The 19,159-nt window shown below is 68.9% G+C and carries 21 protein-coding genes and 1 pseudogene; 15 read left to right on the forward strand and 7 right to left on the reverse strand.

The genetic code is table 11. The features are described 5' to 3' along the window. Positions 1 to 63 precede the first annotated feature (63 nt). Together rpsN and rpmB are read right to left on the reverse strand one after the other, a co-directional pair. Positions 64 to 369 carry a 30S ribosomal protein S14 gene (gene rpsN, locus ACWFR3_RS14170; protein ID WP_453734829.1) on the reverse strand — a complete coding sequence of 102 codons (306 nt, stop codon included), beginning with the start codon at positions 367 to 369 and terminating at the stop codon, positions 64 to 66. Next, positions 369 to 605, reverse strand: coding sequence for a 50S ribosomal protein L28 (gene rpmB / locus ACWFR3_RS14175; RefSeq protein ID WP_361191030.1), 237 nt, complete (start codon positions 603 to 605; stop codon positions 369 to 371). The genes rpsN and rpmB overlap by 1 nt, the downstream gene beginning before the upstream one ends. An 82-nt stretch (positions 606 to 687) precedes the next feature. On the opposite strand from rpmB, the gene rpmG reads away from it, so the two are divergent. The 5 genes and pseudogenes from rpmG (at position 688) to ACWFR3_RS14200 (ending at position 3,095) form a co-directional block, all read left to right on the forward strand. Continuing rightward, complete coding sequence (rpmG, locus tag ACWFR3_RS14180; protein ID WP_365858894.1) at positions 688 to 852, forward strand: 50S ribosomal protein L33; 165 nt, start codon at positions 688 to 690, stop codon at positions 850 to 852. 5 nt (positions 853 to 857) lie between these two features. Further along, positions 858 to 1,103, forward strand: a complete 246-nt coding sequence (locus tag ACWFR3_RS14185) for a type B 50S ribosomal protein L31 (protein ID WP_453734830.1) — start codon at positions 858 to 860, stop codon at positions 1,101 to 1,103. A gap of 5 nt (positions 1,104 to 1,108) precedes the next feature. Next, positions 1,109 to 2,260 carry a CobW family GTP-binding protein gene (locus tag ACWFR3_RS14190; RefSeq protein WP_453734831.1) on the forward strand — a complete coding sequence of 384 codons (1,152 nt, stop codon included), beginning with the start codon at positions 1,109 to 1,111 and terminating at the stop codon, positions 2,258 to 2,260. Position 2,261: 1 nt separating this feature from the next. Then, positions 2,262 to 2,500: pseudogene (rpsR, locus tag ACWFR3_RS14195) on the forward strand (30S ribosomal protein S18). Between the two features lie 355 nt (positions 2,501 to 2,855). Beyond that, positions 2,856 to 3,095 (forward strand): DUF397 domain-containing protein, encoded by a 240-nt coding sequence (locus ACWFR3_RS14200; RefSeq protein WP_453734832.1) that lies wholly within the window; start codon positions 2,856 to 2,858, stop codon positions 3,093 to 3,095. A 107-nt stretch (positions 3,096 to 3,202) separates the two neighbouring features. On the opposite strand, the gene ACWFR3_RS14205 is transcribed toward ACWFR3_RS14200, so the two are convergent. Continuing rightward, positions 3,203 to 3,697 (reverse strand): ATP-binding protein, encoded by a 495-nt coding sequence (locus ACWFR3_RS14205; protein ID WP_453734833.1) that lies wholly within the window; start codon positions 3,695 to 3,697, stop codon positions 3,203 to 3,205. Positions 3,698 to 3,985: 288 nt separating this feature from the next. Between ACWFR3_RS14205 and ACWFR3_RS14210 the strand changes: the two genes are divergently transcribed. From ACWFR3_RS14210 to ACWFR3_RS14220, 3 genes are all read left to right on the forward strand, one after another. Continuing rightward, a complete protein-coding gene (locus ACWFR3_RS14210; protein ID WP_453734834.1) occupies positions 3,986 to 4,849 on the forward strand; it encodes a helix-turn-helix domain-containing protein in 864 nt (287 codons plus the stop codon). 69 nt (positions 4,850 to 4,918) lie between these two features. Continuing rightward, on the forward strand, positions 4,919 to 6,376 hold the full coding sequence (locus ACWFR3_RS14215; protein WP_453734835.1) for an aldehyde dehydrogenase family protein: 1,458 nt from the start codon (positions 4,919 to 4,921) through the stop codon (positions 6,374 to 6,376). Between the two features lie 135 nt (positions 6,377 to 6,511). Next, positions 6,512 to 7,057, forward strand: coding sequence for a DinB family protein (locus ACWFR3_RS14220; protein WP_453734836.1), 546 nt, complete (start codon positions 6,512 to 6,514; stop codon positions 7,055 to 7,057). A 33-nt stretch (positions 7,058 to 7,090) separates the two neighbouring features. Here ACWFR3_RS14220 and ACWFR3_RS14225 read toward each other — a convergent pair whose 3' ends face one another. Then, a complete protein-coding gene (locus tag ACWFR3_RS14225; protein WP_453734837.1) occupies positions 7,091 to 7,693 on the reverse strand; it encodes a bleomycin resistance protein in 603 nt (200 codons plus the stop codon). Between the two features lie 42 nt (positions 7,694 to 7,735). Here ACWFR3_RS14225 and ACWFR3_RS14230 point away from each other — a divergent pair, with 42 nt between their 5' ends. The 3 genes from ACWFR3_RS14230 (at position 7,736) to ACWFR3_RS14240 (ending at position 10,292) form a co-directional block, all read left to right on the forward strand. After that, a complete protein-coding gene (locus ACWFR3_RS14230) occupies positions 7,736 to 8,377 on the forward strand; it encodes a PadR family transcriptional regulator (protein ID WP_453734838.1) in 642 nt (213 codons plus the stop codon). A gap of 119 nt (positions 8,378 to 8,496) precedes the next feature. Next, the gene (locus ACWFR3_RS14235) at positions 8,497 to 9,450 is read left to right on the forward strand and encodes an ATP-binding cassette domain-containing protein (RefSeq protein WP_453734839.1); all 954 of its coding nucleotides are present in this window, start codon (positions 8,497 to 8,499) and stop codon (positions 9,448 to 9,450) included. A gap of 92 nt (positions 9,451 to 9,542) precedes the next feature. Beyond that, a complete protein-coding gene (locus tag ACWFR3_RS14240) occupies positions 9,543 to 10,292 on the forward strand; it encodes an ABC transporter permease (protein WP_453734890.1) in 750 nt (249 codons plus the stop codon). 38 nt (positions 10,293 to 10,330) lie between these two features. Here the strand turns inward: ACWFR3_RS14240 and ACWFR3_RS14245 are convergent, their stop codons facing one another. After that, entirely contained in the window at positions 10,331 to 11,758 is a 1,428-nt protein-coding gene (locus tag ACWFR3_RS14245; RefSeq protein WP_453734840.1) for a glutamate decarboxylase, read from the reverse strand. 140 nt (positions 11,759 to 11,898) lie between these two features. Here ACWFR3_RS14245 and ACWFR3_RS14250 point away from each other — a divergent pair, with 140 nt between their 5' ends. Continuing rightward, complete coding sequence (locus ACWFR3_RS14250) at positions 11,899 to 12,657, forward strand: MerR family transcriptional regulator (RefSeq protein ID WP_453734841.1); 759 nt, start codon at positions 11,899 to 11,901, stop codon at positions 12,655 to 12,657. Between the two features lie 257 nt (positions 12,658 to 12,914). Then, the gene (locus ACWFR3_RS14255; protein ID WP_453734842.1) at positions 12,915 to 13,607 is read left to right on the forward strand and encodes a DedA family protein; all 693 of its coding nucleotides are present in this window, start codon (positions 12,915 to 12,917) and stop codon (positions 13,605 to 13,607) included. A 41-nt stretch (positions 13,608 to 13,648) separates the two neighbouring features. Here the strand turns inward: ACWFR3_RS14255 and ACWFR3_RS14260 are convergent, their stop codons facing one another. Together ACWFR3_RS14260 and ACWFR3_RS14265 are read right to left on the reverse strand one after the other, a co-directional pair. Further along, complete coding sequence (locus ACWFR3_RS14260) at positions 13,649 to 15,337, reverse strand: threonine/serine ThrE exporter family protein (protein WP_453734843.1); 1,689 nt, start codon at positions 15,335 to 15,337, stop codon at positions 13,649 to 13,651. A gap of 133 nt (positions 15,338 to 15,470) precedes the next feature. Then, the gene (locus tag ACWFR3_RS14265) at positions 15,471 to 15,959 is read right to left on the reverse strand and encodes an inorganic diphosphatase (RefSeq protein WP_135330561.1); all 489 of its coding nucleotides are present in this window, start codon (positions 15,957 to 15,959) and stop codon (positions 15,471 to 15,473) included. Positions 15,960 to 16,044: 85 nt separating this feature from the next. Between ACWFR3_RS14265 and dacB the strand changes: the two genes are divergently transcribed. Then, on the forward strand, positions 16,045 to 17,664 hold the full coding sequence (gene dacB / locus ACWFR3_RS14270; RefSeq protein WP_453734844.1) for a D-alanyl-D-alanine carboxypeptidase/D-alanyl-D-alanine endopeptidase: 1,620 nt from the start codon (positions 16,045 to 16,047) through the stop codon (positions 17,662 to 17,664). Positions 17,665 to 17,811: 147 nt separating this feature from the next. After that, entirely contained in the window at positions 17,812 to 18,930 is a 1,119-nt protein-coding gene (locus tag ACWFR3_RS14275) for a zinc-dependent metalloprotease (RefSeq protein WP_453734845.1), read from the forward strand. Positions 18,931 to 19,159 lie beyond the last annotated feature (229 nt).

The raw sequence follows: 19,159 nt of genomic DNA on the forward strand, positions 1-19,159 counted from the left end.
CTACACGACGCTTGCTCAACACATATACGACACTCGAACGAGGTCAGTGAATCGCGCGCCAAGCTACCAGGACGACTTGCGCACCCCGGGGAGAAATCCGGCGTGCGCTTGGTCACGCAGCTTGACCCTGGAGAGGCCGAACTTCCCCACGTATCCGCGCGGACGACCGTCGACGCTGTCCCGGTTGCGTACGCGCGTCGCACTCGCGTCCCGCGGCTGGCGGGCCAACTCGGCCTGAGCAGAGCTCCGTTCGGCGTCCCCGGTGCCGGGCCTGCGGATGATCTCCTTCAGCTCGGCCCGTCGCGCGGCGTACCGCGCGACGGTCTCGCGTCGCTTCTCGTTCTTCGCGATCTTGCTCTTCTTGGCCATCAGACCCTCACCCCACGCGCACGGATCCTGGCGACGGCCGCCTCGACGCCGATGGAGTCGACGGTCTTGATGCCCTTGGCGCTGAGCCGCAGCCGCACGAAGCGGCCCTCGCTCGGCAGCCAGTAGCGCTTGCGCTGGACATTGACGTCGAACCGGCGTGACGTGCGCCGGTGCGAATGGGAGATCTGGTTGCCGAAGCCCGGCGTGGCGCCGGTCAGCTGGCAGTGGGCGGACATGGTGACGCACCTCTCGGTCGTGGGGACGGGGTCCCCTGCGGAACCGTTTTGAAAACGGGATTCATTTTCATACACTAGCGCCATGGCTCGCAACGAAATCCGCCCGGTCATCAAGCTCCGGTCCACTGCCGGAACCGGCTACACGTACGTGACCCGCAAGAACCGCCGTAACGACCCCGACCGCATGACGCTGCGCAAGTACGACCCGGTCGTCGGTCGGCACGTCGATTTCCGAGAGGAGCGCTGATCACCATGCGCAAGGACATCCACCCGCCGTACGGGCCCGTCGTCTTCCGCGACAAGTCCGCCGGCTTCGCCTTCCTCACCCGGTCCACCATGACCAGCGAGAAGACGGTCGACTGGGAGGACGGGCGCACCTACCCCGTCATCGACGTCGAGGTCTCCTCCGCGAGCCACCCCTTCTACACGGGCACGGCCAAGGTCCTGGACACCGCGGGCCGCGTGGAGCGCTTCGAGCGCCGCTACGGCCAGCGATGAGCTCAATGGAATCGACACGATCGATGGACATCGCGATCGTCGGCGGGCTGCACTCCGACGCCCGCAGGCAGGCAGTCGAGCGGCTCCTCGCCACCGTCCCCGGCAGCGTGGCGCTCCATCACGACCTGGCGACGGCCGCGCACGGCACAGTCGTACGTACGGTGCGCGATGCCACCGGGGTGCTCTCCACCGGTGAGGCGCCGCTGGTCAACGACTGCGCGTGCTGTGCCCTGCGCGAGGATCTGGTGCCCGAGCTGGAACGGCTCGCGGACTCCGGTCTCACGCGGCTCGCGGTCGTCGAGTTGTGGGACTCCGTGGAGCCCAAGGCGATGGCCGAGGTGATCACGGCGCATGTACGCGAAGGGCTGCGGCTGAGCGGCGTGATCACGGCCGTCGATCCGGCGCTCCTCCTGCCGTACCTCGGCAACGGCGACGACCTGATGGAGGCCGGTCTCGCCGCTGCCGCCACGGATCAGCGCACGGTCGCCGACACGTGGGCCCGCCAGCTCGAGTACGCCCCGGTGCTCGCCGTCGCGGACTCTCCCGAGGCCGACGACGAGGACCGCGCGCTCCTCGCCCAGCTCCACCCGACTGCCCGCCAGGTCCCGATCAGCGGTCACGGTGACCTGGCGGGCGCCGCGCTCGGCGGATTCGACGTCGATGCGGCCGCCGCGGCCCAGCATCCGTCCTGCGCGCTGCTGCCGACCGACGCGGACGAGGCGGGGGTCGCCACCCTCGTATGGCACCGGGACCGGCCCTTCCACCCGGAGCGGCTCTATCAGGCCCTGGAGGACCTGACCTGCGCGGCTGCCCGCAGCCGGGGCCGGTTCTGGCTGGCCGACCATCCGGACACGCTGCTCGGCTGGGACGCGGCGGGGGGTGCGCTCTGCGTGGAGAGTGCGGGGCCCTGGCTGGTCTCGCTGCCGGACGCCGCATGGGAGATGGTGCCGCCGGTGCGGCGTGCCGCGGCGGCGCTCGACTGGCATCCGGAGCACGGCGACTGCTGCCAGCACCTGGTCTTCATCTCGCCGGGCCTCGACCGCGACGGTCTCGAAGAGGTTCTGGAGTCCTGCCTGCTGACCGACGAGGAGTACGCCGCCGGGCGTGACGCCTGGAAGCAACTGCCGCCCGCCTTCAACAACCTCCTGGAGGTCTGAATTGTCCCCCCGCAAGCCGTCCGCGCGCGACCAGAAGCCGCGCCCCAACCCTCTTGACCAGGCGAAAGTCACGTACATCGACTACAAGGACACGGAGTTGCTCCGCAAGTTCATCTCGGACCGGGGGAAGATCCGCTCCCGGCGCGTCACCAGGGTCAGCGCCCAGCAGCAGCGGCTGCTCCCCGCGCGATCAAGAACGCGCGGGAGATGGCGCTGCTGCCGTACGGCTCGGCCCGCTGAACCGGGTGGCCGTCTTTCGGCCATCACCTCGCCATCAGGCCATCGCGTAAACGTTGGAACACCAACGGCTTCCTGTGCGTCTCTATCTAGTACACGAACAAGGCGCGAGCGCGTACGCGAGCACGTACACAAACACGTACGCGAACAAGCGGGCACGCTTCGACCTGGAAGGCATTCGCATGGCATGCGGGGAGTTGGGCAGGTGCTGACAAAGCTGTAATCAAGGCAACACCCCGCGTGCACGTGCATCTGCCCATGCATCGGCATGTGAACACAGCTATGATCCGGGACAGTTGACCACTGCATCTAGAGCCGTCTAGAGCCACACCAGGCACTGCACCACCGGGGAGCGACTGTGCACGACGTGTTTAACGGCATGGCCGCCACGGAGCTACACGGGGTGGTCTGGCAGAAGAGCAGGCACAGCAATTCGCAGGGTGCCTGCGTGGAGTTCGCGAAGCTGCCGGGCGGCGATGTCGCCATGCGCAACTCGCGTTTTCCCGACGGTCCGGCGCTGGTCTACACGCGCGCCGAGATAGAGGCGATGCTGCTCGGGATGAAGGACGGGGAGTTCGACCACCTGATCGGCGGTTAGTCCCCTTCCGGGCCGGTCGGACCCCTTCCGGGCCGGGTTCGCACCGACTCCGGGCCGGTGCGTTCCGAGCCGGCTGTGCCGACTGGGTCAGCTATGCCGACTGGGAGCTACGCCGGCTGGGCCAGCTGGAACAGTGCCCACACGACCTTGCCCCGTAGCGCGCCCGCGAGCGGGTGCCAGCCCCAGCTGTCGCTGAACGAGTCCACCAGGAACAGGCCGCGGCCCGACTCGGCGGAGAAGTCGTCGTCCGTCTCGCGCGCGACCGGACTCTCGTCGCTGGGGTCGCGCACCGCGCACACCAGGCGCGAGGTCCAGCGCATCAAGTGCAGCCGCACCGGCGGCCCCTGGTCGCGCGGGGTGTCCGACGGCAGGGCATGCCGCAGGGCGTTGGTGACAAGCTCGGAGACGACGAGGGCGACGTCGTCGAAACGTTCGTCAAGGCCCCACTGGCTCAGCGTCGTGCGGGTGAACTGCCGTGCGCTGCCCACTGCTTCGTAGCGGGCGGGCAGGGAGCAGGACGCGGCGCTGGAGACGGCTGAGGGGTCGAGTGGGGGAAGCCCCTGCCGTAACGGCTCGAGCATGGTCGATCCATTCGTCCCCATGCGAGGCACTCCCCGGTTTCGCGGTACATAGCGATGGAGCGGTGGTGCTGTGGTGCGGTAGTGCAGTGTCGTGCGGACCATGGTTCCGAATGCGTACAGCAGATGCAAGGGCAGATGCACGTGCACGCGCCGGACTTGATGGTTCCCGTGCCACTTCTTGCCCATTTCTTCCTACGACTTCTTGTGGAGACCTGTCGAAGGCTTTCCGTTTCTGTAACCGAACGAGTACGCCTTGAAGCGTTTAATGGCAGACTGCTGGCTTCCAAGTGATGGGGAGGGTTGAGCGAAGTGACCGCAGGGGAGTCGAGCGGCTCGGTCGTACGGCGCATGCTCCTTGGCTCGCAACTCAGGCGCCTGAGGGAATCGCGCGGCATCACCCGGGAAGCGGCCGGCTACTCGATCCGAGCCTCCGAATCGAAGATCAGCCGCATGGAGTTGGGACGGGTGAGCTTCAAGTCCAGAGATGTCGAGGACCTGTTGACGCTGTACGGCGTCACCGACGAGGCCGAGCGCGTCGCGCTGCTCTCGCTCGCCAAAGAGGCCAACCTCGCGGGCTGGTGGCACAGTTACTCGGATGTCCTGCCTGGCTGGTTCCAAACATACGTGGGGCTCGAAGGTGCCGCCTCGCTGATCCGGACCTACGAAGTCCAGTTCGTCAACGGCCTGTTGCAGACCGAGGCGTACGCGCACGCGGTCGTCGCCCGCGGCATGCAGGACGCGAGCGCGGCCGACATCGACCGCCGTGTCGCCCTGCGCCTGGAACGCCAGAAGCTGCTCATCTCCGAGCGCGCTCCCCGCTTCCACTGCGTACTCGACGAGGCCGCGCTGCGACGCCCTTACGGAGACCGGGATGTGATGCGGGGTCAGCTCCAGCATCTGATCGAGATCTCCGAACGGCCGAATGTCACCCTCCAGGTCATGCCGTTCAGTTTCGGTGGGCACTCGGGCGAGAGCGGAGCGTTCACCATGCTGCGCTTCCCGGAATCGGACCTCTCGGACGTCGTGTACGTGGAGCAGCTGACAGGAGCCCTGTACCTCGACAAGGCCGAGGAAGTCGGCCAGTACGAGCGGGTGGTCAGCGAACTGCAGCGCGACAGCCCTAATCCGGCCGATAGTCGCGACCTTCTCCGTGGTCTGCTCCAACTCATCTAACTCGTCAGTAGGATGACGTGAACTCAGGTGTCACCACAGTTGTAACCACAGTCTGCGGCTAGGGGTCTCATGTCCTTCTTCACTGACCTGGCTCACCAGTACATCGACGGTGAGTGGAAGGCCGGTTCCGGCTCCTGGGACATCATCAACTTCAATCCGTACAACGGGGAGAAGCTGGCGTCGATAACCGTGGCGACGGCCGACGAGGTGGACCAGGCCTACCGAGCGGCCGACCGCGCGCAGAAGGAGTGGGGCCGGACGAGCCCCTACGCCCGGCGTGCCGTCTTCGAGCGTGCCCTGCGCATCATCGAGGACCGTGAGGAAGAGATATCCGAGGCCATCGTCGCCGAGCTGGGCGGTACCCGGCTCAAGGCGGGCTTCGAGCTCCACCTCACCAAGGAGTTCCTGCGCGAGGCCGTGAACGTCGCGCTGCTGCCCGAGGGCCGCATCCTGCCGTCGCCCGGCGACGACAAGGAGAACCGCCTCTACCGCGAGCCGGTGGGCGTGGTCGGGGTCATCAGCCCCTTCAACTTCCCGCTGCTCCTGTCCACCAAGACGATCGCCCCGGCGATCGCCCTGGGCAACGCGGTGGTGCTCAAGCCCCATCAGAACGCGCCGGTGACGGGCGGCGGCATCCTCGCGAAGGTCTTCGAGGACGCGGGTCTGCCGGCCGGTGTGCTGAACGTGGTGATCACCGACATCGCCGAGATCAACGACGCGTTCATCGAGCACCCGGTGCCGAAGGTCATCTCCTTCACCGGCTCGGACCGCGTGGGACGCCATGTCGCCACGGTCTGCGCCTCGCACTTCAAGCGGTCGATCCTGGAGCTCGGCGGCAACAGCGCGCTGGTCGTCCTGGACGACGCGGACGTGGACTACGCCGTGAACGCCGCGGTCTTCAGCCGCTTCGTGCACCAGGGGCAGGTCTGCATGGCCGCCAACCGCATCCTCGTGGACCAGTCGGTGCAGGCGGAGTTCACCGAGAAGTTCGTCGCCAAGGTCGCGTCCCTGAACGTCGGCGACCCGGCGGACCCGGCGACCCACATCGGCCCGCTGATCAACTCCTCGCAGGCCGACGCGGTGACGAAGCTCGTCGACCAGACGGTGGCCGCGGGCGCGAAGGCCCTGCTGCACGGCCGCACCAAGGGCAACCTGGTCGCTCCCTCCGTCCTGACGGACCTGCCCGCCGACTCCCCGGCCCTCCAGCAGGAGATCTTCGGTCCCGTGGCGCTCCTCGTGCCCTTCGACGGCGAGGAAGAGGCCGTACGCATCGCCAACGACACCCAGTACGGTCTCAGCGGCGCCGTCCACACCGCCGACATCGAGCGCGGCGTGCGGTTCGCGCGGCGGATCGACAGCGGCATGTTCCACGTGAACGACGGCACCGTGCACGACGAGCCGATCGTGCCCTTCGGCGGCGAGAAGCACTCCGGCGTCGGGCGCCTGAACGGCGACTCGACGGTGGACGCGTTCACCACACAGAAGTGGATCTCGGTGCAGCACGGCCGGACCCAGTTCCCCTTCTGAGCCCGTTTCTGCGTGCGCCATGAACGGCGCCGAGAACTTCCGGACCCTTGCGGACAGAACCTGACCGCAAGGGTCCGTAACGTCAGTGGTGTCGGAAAGCCCGGCAGGCTCCACAGGCTCCCAGAGGCGGACACCATGGTCGTTCACGTCAACGCAGAGACCCCCGGCGACGAGCGCGGCGCCCTGCTCGCCTTCCTCGACGCCGAACGCGGCGGCATCCGGCGGGCTCTGCTCGGCCTGACGGACGAGCAGGCGGGCACCAAGCCCAGCGCCAGCGAGCTGTCGCTCTCCGGGCTGCTCAAGCATGTCGCGGAGGTCGAGGAGGGCTGGATCTCGCGGGCGAAGGGCGTCGCCCCGGCGGTCGAGCGCACAGAGGCGAACTGGGACGAGTGCTTCCGCCTGATCGAGGGCGAGACGGTCGAGTCGGTCCTCGCGTACTGGGGCCGGGTGGCCGACCGTACGACGGAGTTCATCCGCTCCCTGCCCACCCTCGACCAGACCTTCGCGCTCCCCGACGAGCCGTGGTTCCCGAAGGAGGACGTGTCGATGCGCTGGGTGCTGCTCCGCCTGATCAGCGAGATGGCCCGGCACTCGGGCCACGCCGACATCATCCGCGAATCCCTCGACGGCAAGACGGCGTTCGAGCTGGTGGCCCTGGAGCGCGGGGAGAGCTGGGGCTAGGGCCAGAGCAGGGTCGGGGCCAGGGCCGGGGGTTCAGGCATCCTCTCCGGGTTCGAGTTGCGCGGCCATCTCCGCCCGCAGGGCGTGCAGCTCCCGCAGCTGTTCGGGGGTGGGGGTGCCGTCGGCCGCGAGGGCGCGGTCGATGATGCGCAGGGCGGCCGCGTGGTCCTGCTTGGACTCGCCGAGGAGGGTGGCCTGGTGCAGGGCGCGCGCGTACCGCTCCCTCGGCACCGGGGCGTGCTCGAAGGAGTCGGCGATGGGCTGCCCGACCCGGACGCAGTTGCCCGCCGGATCCGTCATCAGGAACTGCCGCACCCCGTAACTCATGTCCTTCACGGCGCCTATCCGGGGCAGGCCGCGGGTCGGTATCCGCCCGAGGGTCTGCTTGAGGCCGGTCCGGAAGGCCTCGTGGAGGGTGTCCACGTCGTCGGTGACGACGTAGCAGGTGCTGTAGGAGGCCTGCGGGTCGTATCCCTTGAGCTGGAAGAACTGGAGCTCCATGTCTCCGCGCCGGACCACGGCGTACGGATTGGGCGCCTTTTGGTAGAAGGTCACCTCGAAGCCCATGGCTTTGTAGAAGTCCAGGGTCTCGTCGAGTGCGTGGCAGGGGAACAAGGGGATCATTGTCTCGGCCATACCGCTACTCTAATCAAAGTTGATTAGAAGGAGGTGGCTTTGATGTCGGCGATCCGACTCCTTGTCCTCGGCGCCGTCCGCCAGCACGGGCGGGCCCACGGCTATCAGGTGCGCAACGACCTGGAGTACTGGGGCGCCCATGAGTGGTCCAACGCCAAGCCCGGCTCGATCTATCACGCGCTGAAGCAGATGGCCAAGCAAGGCCTGCTGCTCGCGCACGAGATCGCCCCGTCGACGGCGGGCGGCCCGCCGCGCACGGAGTACGAGATCACCGAGGCCGGCACCGAGGAGTTCCTGAACCTGCTCCGGTCCAACCTGGTCTCGTACGACCAGCGCCCCGACATGCTCTCGGCGGCCCTCGGCTTCATGGTCGACCTGCCGCGCGGCGAGGCGGTCGAGCTGCTGAAGCGGCGGGTGGCGGGCATCGAGGAGTGGCGCAGGTCCGTCACCGAGTACTACACCCCCGAAGAGGGCCCCGAGCAGCTCGGGCACATCGGCGAGATCATGAACCTCTGGGTCCACACGGCCGACGGGGGCATGGAGTGGACGCGCGGTCTGATCAAGCGGATCGAGGGCGGCGCGTACACGTTCGCGGGGGAGGGCGAGCCCTTCGTGGGTGTCCTCGCCGAGGGTGAGGAGAACCCGTACGCAACCGGCGAGACGCACGCGGGGGACGACCGCTGAACCCAGAGATCCAGGTGGCTGATCAAGTTTGACTAATCCCGGATTCGGGGATACCTTCCTTCGCGTCGAGCTCGTAGTCAAGTTTGACTACGGGGCGGCAGGGGCTCGGAGGGAGACGGATGACGGACGCGATCGTCGTCGAAGGTGCAAGGAAGCGGTACGGGGAGAAGTGGGCGCTGGACGGCCTCGACCTGAGGGTCGGGCGCGGCACGGTGCACGGCGTGCTCGGCCCGAACGGCGCGGGCAAGACCACGGCGGTACGGGTGCTCGCCACACTGTTGCGGGCGGACGAGGGCCGGGTGGAGGTCGCCGGGTTCGACGTGCGGCGGCAGCCGGACGAGGTGCGCAGGCGCATCGGCCTGCTCGGCCAGCACGCCGCCCTCGACGAGGAGTTGAGCGGTCGGCAGAACCTGGACATGTTCGGGCGCCTGCACCACCTGGGCGCCCGGCACGCGCGCGTGCGGGCCGATGAGCTCCTGGAGCGCTTCGGGCTCGGGGACACGGGGCGCAAGGCGGTCAAGCAGTACAGCGGCGGCATGCGGCGCCGCCTGGACCTCGCGGCCTCGCTCATCACGGAGCCCGACGTGCTGTTCCTGGACGAGCCCACCACGGGCCTCGACCCGCGGGGCCGCACGGAGGTCTGGGAGGCGGTGCGCTCGCTGGTCGACGGCGGCACGACGGTGCTGCTCACCACGCAGTACCTCGAAGAGGCGGACCAGCTCGCCCACCGCATCTCGGTGATCGACCGGGGCCGGGTCATCGCGGACGGCACGGCGGACGAGCTGAAGTCCAAGACCGGCGGCGACCGGATCGACGTGGTGGTGCGGGACGCGGCCCAGCTGGAGACCGCCGCACGCCTGCTGCCGGGCGACGCCACCCTCGACGCCGACCGCCGCCTCGCGAGCGCGCCGGTGGCGGACCGCATGGAGGCGCTCACCGGGGTCGTACAGGCCCTGCGGGACGCCGGTGTGGACGCGGAGGACATCGCGGTGCGCAGGCCGACCCTGGACGAGGTGTTCCTGCGCCTGACGGGCGGCACGGAGGACGAGGAACGCCTGAAGGAGGCCGTGTGAGTACGACGACGACCAGCCGTACGCCTTTGACGAGCCGCACACCGGTGTCGGGCGGCACGCCCGCCAAGTGGGCCGCCGTCGACTCCTGGACCATGACGCGGCGCGAGCTGGCGCACTGGGCCCGGCAGCCCGTGCAGGTGCTCGTCGGCCTGGTCTTCCCGGTGATGCTGCTGCTGATGTTCAACTACCTCATCGGCGGCGGAAAGGGCATCGCGGGCGACTACGCCGAGTTCCTGGTGCCCGGCATGTTCGCGCTGACCATGGCCTTCGGCCTGGACGCGACGATGGTCGCGGTCACGCAGGACCTCAACAAGGGGGTGATCGACCGCTTCCGGTCCATGCCGATGACCAACGGGGCGGTCCTGGTCGGGCGTTCGGTGGCGGACATGCTCCAGTCGCTCGCCTCGCTGCTCGTCATGATCGGCGTCGGCCTCGCGATCGGGTGGCGCTGGCACGGCTCGTTCGGCGCGGCGCTCGGAGCGGTCGGTCTGCTGCTCCTGCTGCGGTTCGCGATGCTGTGGATCGGCATCCACCTGGCGATGGTCGCGGGCAAGCCGGAGCTGGTCGTGGCCGTGCAGATCCTGGTCTGGCCGGTGGGCTTCCTCTCCAACGCCTTCACGGTCCCGCAGAACATGCCGGGCTGGCTCGGCGCCACCGTCGAGTGGAACCCGATGTCGGCGACGGCCACAGCGGTCCGCGATCTGTTCGGCAACGACCCCGGAGTGGTGGGCACTTCGTGGGCCGCCGAGCACGCGGGCCTGCTTGCCGTGGTGTGGCCCGTCGTGCTCGTCGGGGTGTTCATGCCGCTGGCGGTACGGAGGTTCGGCGGGCTCAGTAAGTAAGGTTCGGCGCGCTCAGTAAGTACTGGCGCCGGATGCGGCTAGTGGTGGAACCCCGTGGCCGCGTCCTTGTCCCGCGTCAAGGGGTGCGGCTGGTGGCGCAGTTCGGGCACCAGGCTGCTCAGGTCCGTCAGGAAGAGCTCCGCGAGGTCGGCCGTGAAGCCGTTGCGGCAGACCACGCGGAGCACCGCCAGATCCTCGCGGTGGGCCGGGAAGGTGTACGCGGGCACCAGCCAGCCGCGCTCGCGAAGCCGCCGGGACACGTCGAAGACGTCGTACGCCTTCACGTCCTCCAGCGTCGTGAAGGCGAACACCGGCAGCTGGTCGCCCCGGGTGATCAGCCGGAAGTCGCCGAGCGCCTCGATGCGTTCCGCGAGGCCGGTGGCGACGGTCCGCGCCGCCTGCTGGACGGCGCGGTAGCCCTCGCGGCCCAGGCGCAGGAACGTGTAGTACTGCGCGACGACCTGCGCGCCGGGGCGGGAGAAGTTCAGCGCGAACGTCGGCATGTCACCGCCGAGGTAGTTCACCCGGAAGACCAGCTCCTCCGGCAGCGCCTCCGCGTCCCGCCACAGCGCCCAGCCGACGCCCGGATAGACCAGGCCGTACTTGTGGCCCGACGTGTTGATCGACGCCACTCGCGGAAGCCGGAAGTCCCACTCCAGGTCCTCGTCCAGGAAGGGTGCCACCATCGCGCCGGACGCGCCGTCGACGTGCACGGGGATGTCGAGCCCGGTGCGCTCCTGCACGTCGTCCAGGGCCGCGCAGAGCTCGGCCACGGGCTCGTACGACCCGTCGAAGGTGGAGCCGAGCACGGCCACGACGCCGATGGTGTTCTCGTCGCAGAGCTCGGCGGCGGCCTCCGGGTCGAGGTGGAAACGGTCGCCCTCCATGGGGACCAGGCGCGCTTCGACCTCCCAGAAGTTGCAGAACTTCTCCCAGCAGACCTGGACGTTGACGCCCATGACGAGGTTCGGGCGTGCGGTGGGGGACGGATAGCGGTCGATGTTCCGCTTGGCGTTGGCCCAGCGGCGCTTGAGCGCCATCCCGGCGAGCATGCACGCCTCGCTCGACCCGGTCGTCGAGCAGCCGACGGCCAGCGAGGGGTCCGGCGCGTGCCACAGATCGGCGAGCATGGCCACGCAGCGCCGCTCCAGCTCGGCGGTGTGCGGGTACTCGTCCTTGTCGATCATGTTCTTGTCCCGGCACTCGCCCATCAGGACGCCGGCCTGCGGCTCCATCCACGTCGTGACGAAGGTGGCGAGGTTGAGGCGTGAGTTGCCGTCCAGCATCAGCTCGTCGTGCACCAGCTGGTAGGCGGTCGCGGGCGGCAGGGGATTGTCCGGGAGGCGGTGCTTGGGCGGCGCCTCGGACATTCCGCTGACCGGGTTGGCCTCTCCGTAGAAGGGGTTCACCGAGAGGGTGCGCTTGGCGGGCTGCTCGGGGCCGGGGCCCGGGTGCTGGCGCGGCATGGGCGGTCTCCTCGGGCTGAGGTCTGGTGTCCCTGTTTGTCACCTGCTGGCGAGAATATGGCCGACGGGCGGGGTCTGCACTTGCACCTCACGTGACGTGAGGACTCAGGCTGAGATGCGTACCGAGAGAGGCGGGAAACATGGGCTACTCCGTAGGACAGATCGCCGGTTTCGCCGGGGTGACGGTGCGCACCCTGCACCACTACGACGAGATCGGCCTGCTCGTGCCCGGCGGGCGCAGCCACGCGGGCCACCGGCGCTACAGCGACGGAGACCTGGACCGGCTGCAGCAGATCCTGTTCTACCGGGAGCTGGGCTTCCCGCTCGACGAGGTGGCGGCCCTCCTGGACGACCCGGACGCGGACCCGCGCGAACATCTGCGCCGTCAGCACGCGCTCCTCAACGACCGGATCACCAGGCTCCAGGAGATGGCCGCCGCCATCGAGACCGCCATGGAGGCGAAGAAGATGGGCATCAACCTCACGCCCGAGGAGAAGTTCGAGGTCTTCGGGGACCACGACCCCGAGCAGTACGCGGAGGAGGTCGAGCGGCGCTGGGGCGACACCGACGCCTACAAGGAGTCGCAGCGCAAGGCCGCCTCGTACACCAAGGAGGACTGGCAGCGGATCAACGACGAGTTCAACGCGGTGCACGCGCGCATGGCCGACCTGCTCGCCGCCGGCCTGCCCGCCGACTCCGGGGAGGCGATGGACGTCGCGGAGGAACACCGCCGCTCCATCACGCGCTCCCACTACGAGTGCTCGCACGAGCTGCACTCCTGCCTCGGCGAGATGTACGTCGCGGACGAGCGGTTCACGGCCGTCTACGAGGCCATCCGGCCCGGGCTCGCCGTCTACATGCGGGACGCGATCCTGGCGAACGCGGTGCGCAACAGCTGATCGGGCCACTGCTGCCGGTGCGGTGCCGGGCGATCACGGCGCCCGGGTCCGCACCGATAACCTGTTGTACGCGAACTCCCGTGTACGCGAACTCCCGGCCGCCCAGTTCTTCGATGCCCCCGGCACACAGCTATGTCTCAGGTCACGCACAGTGCACTCTGGGAAGAACACTGGAACCTGGGCGCGTCACCTCGCGTTGATAGCTTTGGGCGGCCGTCCCCGCCGCATCGCCCCCTCACCCTCAGGAGCCCGGAACCGTGACGACGCTTGCGCTCGGACCAAGCTGGCTGGACCCGGATTACCTCCTGAACACGTTCGGGGTCTGGGGTCTGCTCGCGATCGTCTTCGCCGAGTCGGGCCTGCTCATCGGCTTCTTCCTGCCGGGCGACTCGCTGCTGTTCACGACGGGTCTGCTGATCACGACCAATCAGCTGGACTTCCCGCTCTGGCTCTGTGTCGTCCTCATCTGCATCGCCGCGATCCTCGGCGACCAGGCGGGCTATCTCTTCGGCAAGAAGGTCGGCCCCTCGCTCTTCAACCGCCCGGACTCCAAGCTGTTCAAGCAGGAGAACGTGGTCAAGGCGCACGAGTTCTTCGAGAAGTACGGCCCGAAGTCCCTGGTCCTGGCCCGCTTCGTGCCCATCGTGCGGACGTTCACGCCGATCATCGCCGGCGTCAGCGGCATGCGGTACCGCTCGTTCATCACGTTCAACATCATCGGCGGCATCCTCTGGGGTGCCGGTGTGACGATGCTCGGCGCGTGGCTGGGCAACATCGACTTCGTGCACAAGAACATCGAGGCGATCCTCATCCTGATCGTCCTGATCTCGGTGGTCCCGATCGCGATCGAGTTCCTGCGGGCGCGCAGCAAGTCCAAGAAGGCGGCAGCGGCCGAGGGCGAGGCCCCCGGAGCGACCCCGTCGTCGCGCGGCCGCCATGCCAAGCGGTAGTCAGCCTTTCGGCCCGTACAGCCCGTAGAGCCCGTACGGCGTCAGAAGCCGCGCGTCCGCTTGGCCGCGCGGCGGTTCGCCGCCGTGGTGGCGCCCGGCACCTTGAGGATCAGGCGCGAGACCTCGCTTCCGAGGTTCACGCCGATCGCGATGGCCAGCGCCGTCGCCGCCGCCTTGGTGAGCGAGTTCAGGCCCGTGGTCATGTCGTTCTGGGCCAGGGCCAGCAGTCCGAAGTACGTCGCGCTACCGGGCAGCAGCGGGCCGATGGCCGCCGTGACGTACGGCAGCGAAGAGGCGAAGCGGTAGCGCGAGAAGAGCTGCCCGAACAGGCCCACGAGCCCGGCCGCGATGGCCGTCGCCGCGACCGGCGAGAGCTCGATGGACGTCTGCGCGAGGGCGCCGTACATGACCCAGGCGATTCCGCCGTTCAGGGTCACGATCAGCACGGTGTGACGTTCCTGCTGGAGCAGTATCGCGAAGGCGAGGCTCAGCGCCATCGACGCCAGGATCTGGATCACCGGGCGCGAGTCGACCGCCACGAACGTCGTCTCCGGCTGCAGGCTCGTCGCGTCCAGCATCACGCCGAGCGACAGGACGAGCAGCACGCCGCAGACGATGCCCACGACGAGGTAGCAGACCTCCAGGAGACGGGCCGCCGCCGTGATGTAGTAGCCGGTCAGACCGTCCTGCACGCCTGCCACCAGGGCTCTTCCCGGGATCAGCGCGAAGAGACCACCCGTGATCACCGCGGACGCGTTGACCTCCTGGGAGTGCACGAGGCTGAGCGTGACGCCCATCGCGGCGGGCGGCATCGCGGCGCCCACGAACTGGTAGAACTCGGGCAGTCCGCGGCCCGCGCAGAGCCAGGCGAGACGGTCGCCGAGCATGGCGCCGAACGCCGCGACCAGGAAGACCAGGGCGCCACCGCCGACGAGCACGGACGCCGAGCCCGCGAGCAGGCCGCCGGCCGCCGTGAGCGCCCAGCCGGGGTAGGGGTGGCGGTTACGGCGAATCGCCGCCAGCCGGCGGTAGGCCTCCTCCAGGGAGACCTCGATGTCCGTGTCGCTGATGTCGTCCACCAGCTGGAAGACGGACGCGAGACGGGTGTAGTCGGTGCCCCGGCGGCGCACCGTCCTGGAGGCCGTGACCGGGTCGTCCACGAGGGACGGCTGGTGCGAGATCGAGAGCAGAGTAAACGTTACTGTCGGCTCGCAGCGGTCCAGGCCGTAGCTGCGGCAGACGGCGAACATCGCCGCCTCCACGTCCTCGGCGCCCTCGCCGCCCGCGAGCAGCAGCTCGCCGATACGCAGCGTCATGTCGAGCACGCGCGGCACGGCGGGCCCGGCGTCGTCCTCGTGCTTCTGCGTGGCCTCCGGAGTGGGCCGCTCCGTCACCGGCATGCGCAGCATCGTGCGCATCTGGTCCTGCCAGGGCGTCTCCTTGGTGAGCTTCACCAGCGGGATGCCCTGCGGGGGAGTGAAGGCGGGCGGCGCGTTGCGGGCGCTGTACGTGTGCGGCGTCGTGAACGCCGACTTCTCGGTCTCCTGAGTGGTCGAGGAGGCCGGCAGCGTCGCGAGGTTCGGCAGACCGGTCGGGATCGCGAATTCGGACGTCGTCTGCGACTCGTCCTCGGGTGCCGGTGGCTGCGGCAGCACGCCGGTGGGCTGAGTGAACGCACTCCGTGCCTCGTCCGACTGCGGTTTACGGTCTTCGGCCTCCTGGTCAGCCACTTTCACTGCCTCGCTCCCACATACATACGTACCTTGTGCACCTCCAGTACGAACAGTATGCGCACAGATACGCGAACGGGCCGCGCGGTCTCCGTGAAGATCGCGCGGCCCGTCAGGGGTGCAGCAGGTGCACTCAGTGGCCCTGCGCCTCCGCGCGCTTGTAGGACTTCTCGATCTCGGCCTCGGCGTCCGCGCGGCCGACCCAGTCGGCGCCCTCGACGGACTTGCCGGGCTCCAGGTCCTTGTAGACCTCGAAGAAGTGCTGGATCTCCAGGCGGTCGAACTCGGAGACGTGGTGGATGTCGCGCAGGTGCTCCACGCGGGGGTCGGACGCCGGGACGCAGAGCAGCTTGTCGTCGCCGCCCGCCTCGTCGGTCATCCGGAACATGCCGATCGCGCGGCACTTGATGAGGCAGCCCGGGAAGGTCGGCTCGTCCAGGATGACGAGGGCGTCCAGCGGGTCACCGTCCTCGCCGAGGGTGTTCTCGACGAATCCGTAGTCCGCGGGGTAGCTGGTCGACGTGAAGAGGCGACGGTCCAGGCGGATCCGGCCGGTCTCGTGGTCCACCTCGTACTTGTTCCGCGAACCCTTCGGAATCTCGATGGTGACGTCGAACTCCACGGGTGGCTCCTCCATGATCAGCACATACTTCGGGTGGTTAAGTGTCCCTCACGCAGATGTGTGATCGCGAAAGGGGCTGGTCGTCGTGCCTGAGCTCAAGCCTTGGCAGCAGACCCGGCAGCAAGTCGGGAAGCTGCTGCGGCAGCTTCCCAAGCCTCCGGCTCCCAAGATCCCTGCCGCTCTCAAGGCTCCTGCGAAACTCAAGACCTGGCAGCTCACGGCGGGTGCCGCCACCGTCGGACTCGCGATCGCGGCCGGTGCGGCGGCCGCGGCCGGCCCCTGGGACTCCTCCGGTCAGCGTACGGCCGAGCGGGACTGGGCGGCCTCTCAGGAGGCCGGGGGTGGCACAGATCACGGCGGCGGCGCGTCCGGCGGGGAGCCGGAGGCCGCCCCGAGCGCCCCTTCCGTGCTCAGGGGGCTCGGCGTGCCCGCGGGGTCCTCGCACGGCGGCTCCGCGCCCGCTCCGGACACCAAGGCGCTCGCGGGCATCCTCGATCCGCTCCTGAAGGACAAGGCGCTGGGTCCCGAGCGCTCGGCGGTCGTCATCGACGCGGGCAGCGGGCGGCGGGTCTACGGCAAGGGCGGCGGTGACGCCCTGACGCCTGCGTCCACCACCAAGATCGCCACGGCGGTCGCGGCGCTGACCTCGGCGGGGGCCGACCACCGCATCGCCACGAAGACGGTCGTCGAGCCGGACTCGAACGACGTCGTACTGGTGGGAGGCGGCGACCCCACGCTCACCGCCCGCAAGGACGGCCCCTACTCTTCGAGCGCCGCGAGCCTGCGTGACCTGGCCAAGGACACCGCGCGCGCCCTGAAGGACCGCGGCGCCGACGAGGTGAACCTGTCGTACGACACCTCGCTGTACTCGGGGGAGCAGCAGCACCCCATCGGCCCGAACGAGAACCTCACGCTGGTCAGCGCGCTGATGGCCGACGAGGGGCGCCTCGACGACTCCTCCAGCGGTCCCGCGCCGCGCTCGGCCGATCCGGCGGCGGACGCGGCGAAGAAGTTCGCGGGCTTCCTCAAGGACGAGGGCATCGACATCGGGGCGGGCAAGGACGGGAAGAAGGGCAAGGGGGGCGAGGGAGACAAGAAGGACGCGGATCCGGAACCCGGCCCGTCCAAGGCGAGCGACCGGGCCGAGTCCCTCGCCAAGGTCGAGTCGCCGCCGCTGTCGGCTCTAGTCGAGCGGATGATGACGCACAGCGACAACGACATCGCCGAGGCGCTGGCCCGCCAGACGGCGCTCGCCTCGAAGAAGCCGGTGAGCTTCGACGGCGCGGGCCGGGCGATCGACGCCCAGCTGAAGAAGGCGGAGGTGCCGCTCGCCGGGACGAAGTTCGCCGACGGAAGCGGCCTGGACCGGGCCGACCGCAGCTCCGCCGAGCTGCTCGCCGCGCTCCTGGCCCGCGCCGCCGACCCCGCCCATCCCGAGCTGCGCTCAGTGGTGACGGGCCTGCCCGTGGCCGGTTTCACCGGCACCCTGGTCGACCGCTATCCCAAGGATTCACCGGGCACCGGCGTCGTACGCGCCAAGACCGGCACCCTGACGGGCGTGAACACCCTCGCGGGCACAGTCGTCGACACGGACGGCCGACTCCTGGTCTTCGCCTTCATGACCACGGGCACCACGGACCCCAAGGCGGCCCAGTCGGCACTCGACGGAATGGCGTCGGCGGTAGCGAAGTGCGGCTGCCGCTGACCCCTGAAGCCCACCGCTGATCCCCACGGGACTCCACCGCGCCCCACGGCGTCCCACGGGGCCCCGCAGACCCCTACGGGCCCGGAGTAGGGCAATCTCGGGGGTCAACCCCCTCCGTAGGTGGGGTCGACCACGTACCGTTGACGCATGACGAGCATCGGTGGTGCGGAGATGGTCGACTGGAATCTCGCGGTGGCGACCGCGACCCGGCTCGTCCGGCCGGGTCCAGAAGTGAGCCGGGACGAGGCGCGGGCCATCGTCGCCGAGCTCCGGAAGCATGCGAAGTCCTCGGAGGAACACGTCCGTTCCTTCACGCGGATGGGCACGGACGACATCCACGACACCCCGGTGCTCGTCGTCGACCGGGCCGGGTGGATCAAGGCGAACGTCGCCGGGTTCCGGGAGATCCTCAAGCCCCTCCTGGACAAGATGCAGGACCGCCGCAGCGGCCCCGGCGGCGCGGTGCTCGGCGCGGTCGGCGGCAAGGTGACCGGCGTCGAGCTGGGAATGCTGCTCTCCTTCCTCGCCTCGCGCGTCCTCGGCCAGTACGAAACGTTCGCCCCGGCCACCCGCGACCTCCCGGCAGGGGAAGGCGGCGGCGGCAGGCTCCTCCTCGTGGCACCGAACATCGTGCACGTCGAGCGCGAACTCGACGTGGACCCCCATGACTTCAGGCTCTGGGTCTGCCTGCACGAGGAGACGCACCGCACCCAGTTCTCGGCCGTGCCCTGGCTGCGTGACCACCTCGAAGGGGAGATCCAGTCGTTCCTCTCCGAGACCGAGGTCGACCCGATGACGGTCCTGGAGCGCATCAGGGAAACGGCCCAGTCGCTCGCCGGCGGCCGCCCCGAGGCCGAGGAGGACGACGGGGGCCGCTCCCTGGTGGAGCTGGTGCAGACCCCCGCCCAGCGCGAGATCCTCGCCCGCCTCACGGCCGTCATGTCGCTCCTCGAAGGACACGCGGACTTCGTGATGGACGGAGTCGGTCCCGACGTGGTGCCCTCCGTCGGCGAGATCCGGGAGAAGTTTCAGCAGCGCAGGGCGCGCGGCGCGAGCCGCCTCGACCAGGCCCTGCGCAAGCTGCTCGGCCTCGATGCGAAATTGCGCCAATACCGCGACGGCGAGCGTTTCGTACGCGCGGTCGTCGGCGAGGTCGGAATGGACGGCTTCAACCGGGTCTGGACTTCGCCGAACACGCTGCCCACCAAGTCGGAGATCGCCAAACCGGCGGACTGGGTCGCGCGGGTGCACCGTAAGGGGGAGTGAGCGCAGTAAAGGAGCGAGTTGCGGCCGATGGCAGGAGAACGCCTCCGCAATCACCCGTCCGAGGGACCGTGAGCCATGGGTAGGCGTGCAATGCTCGGGGAACGGCTCGGCTCTGTCACCATCGACACACTCTGAGTGACTAATCTCGTGGGATCTGTCTGAGGCCCGATCTCCTGAGTGTGGTCCTGAGTGACAGGTCCGAGGCTCACCCCCGAACTTCATGAAGGGA

Source organism: Streptomyces sp. NPDC055189 (genome assembly GCF_053606765.1).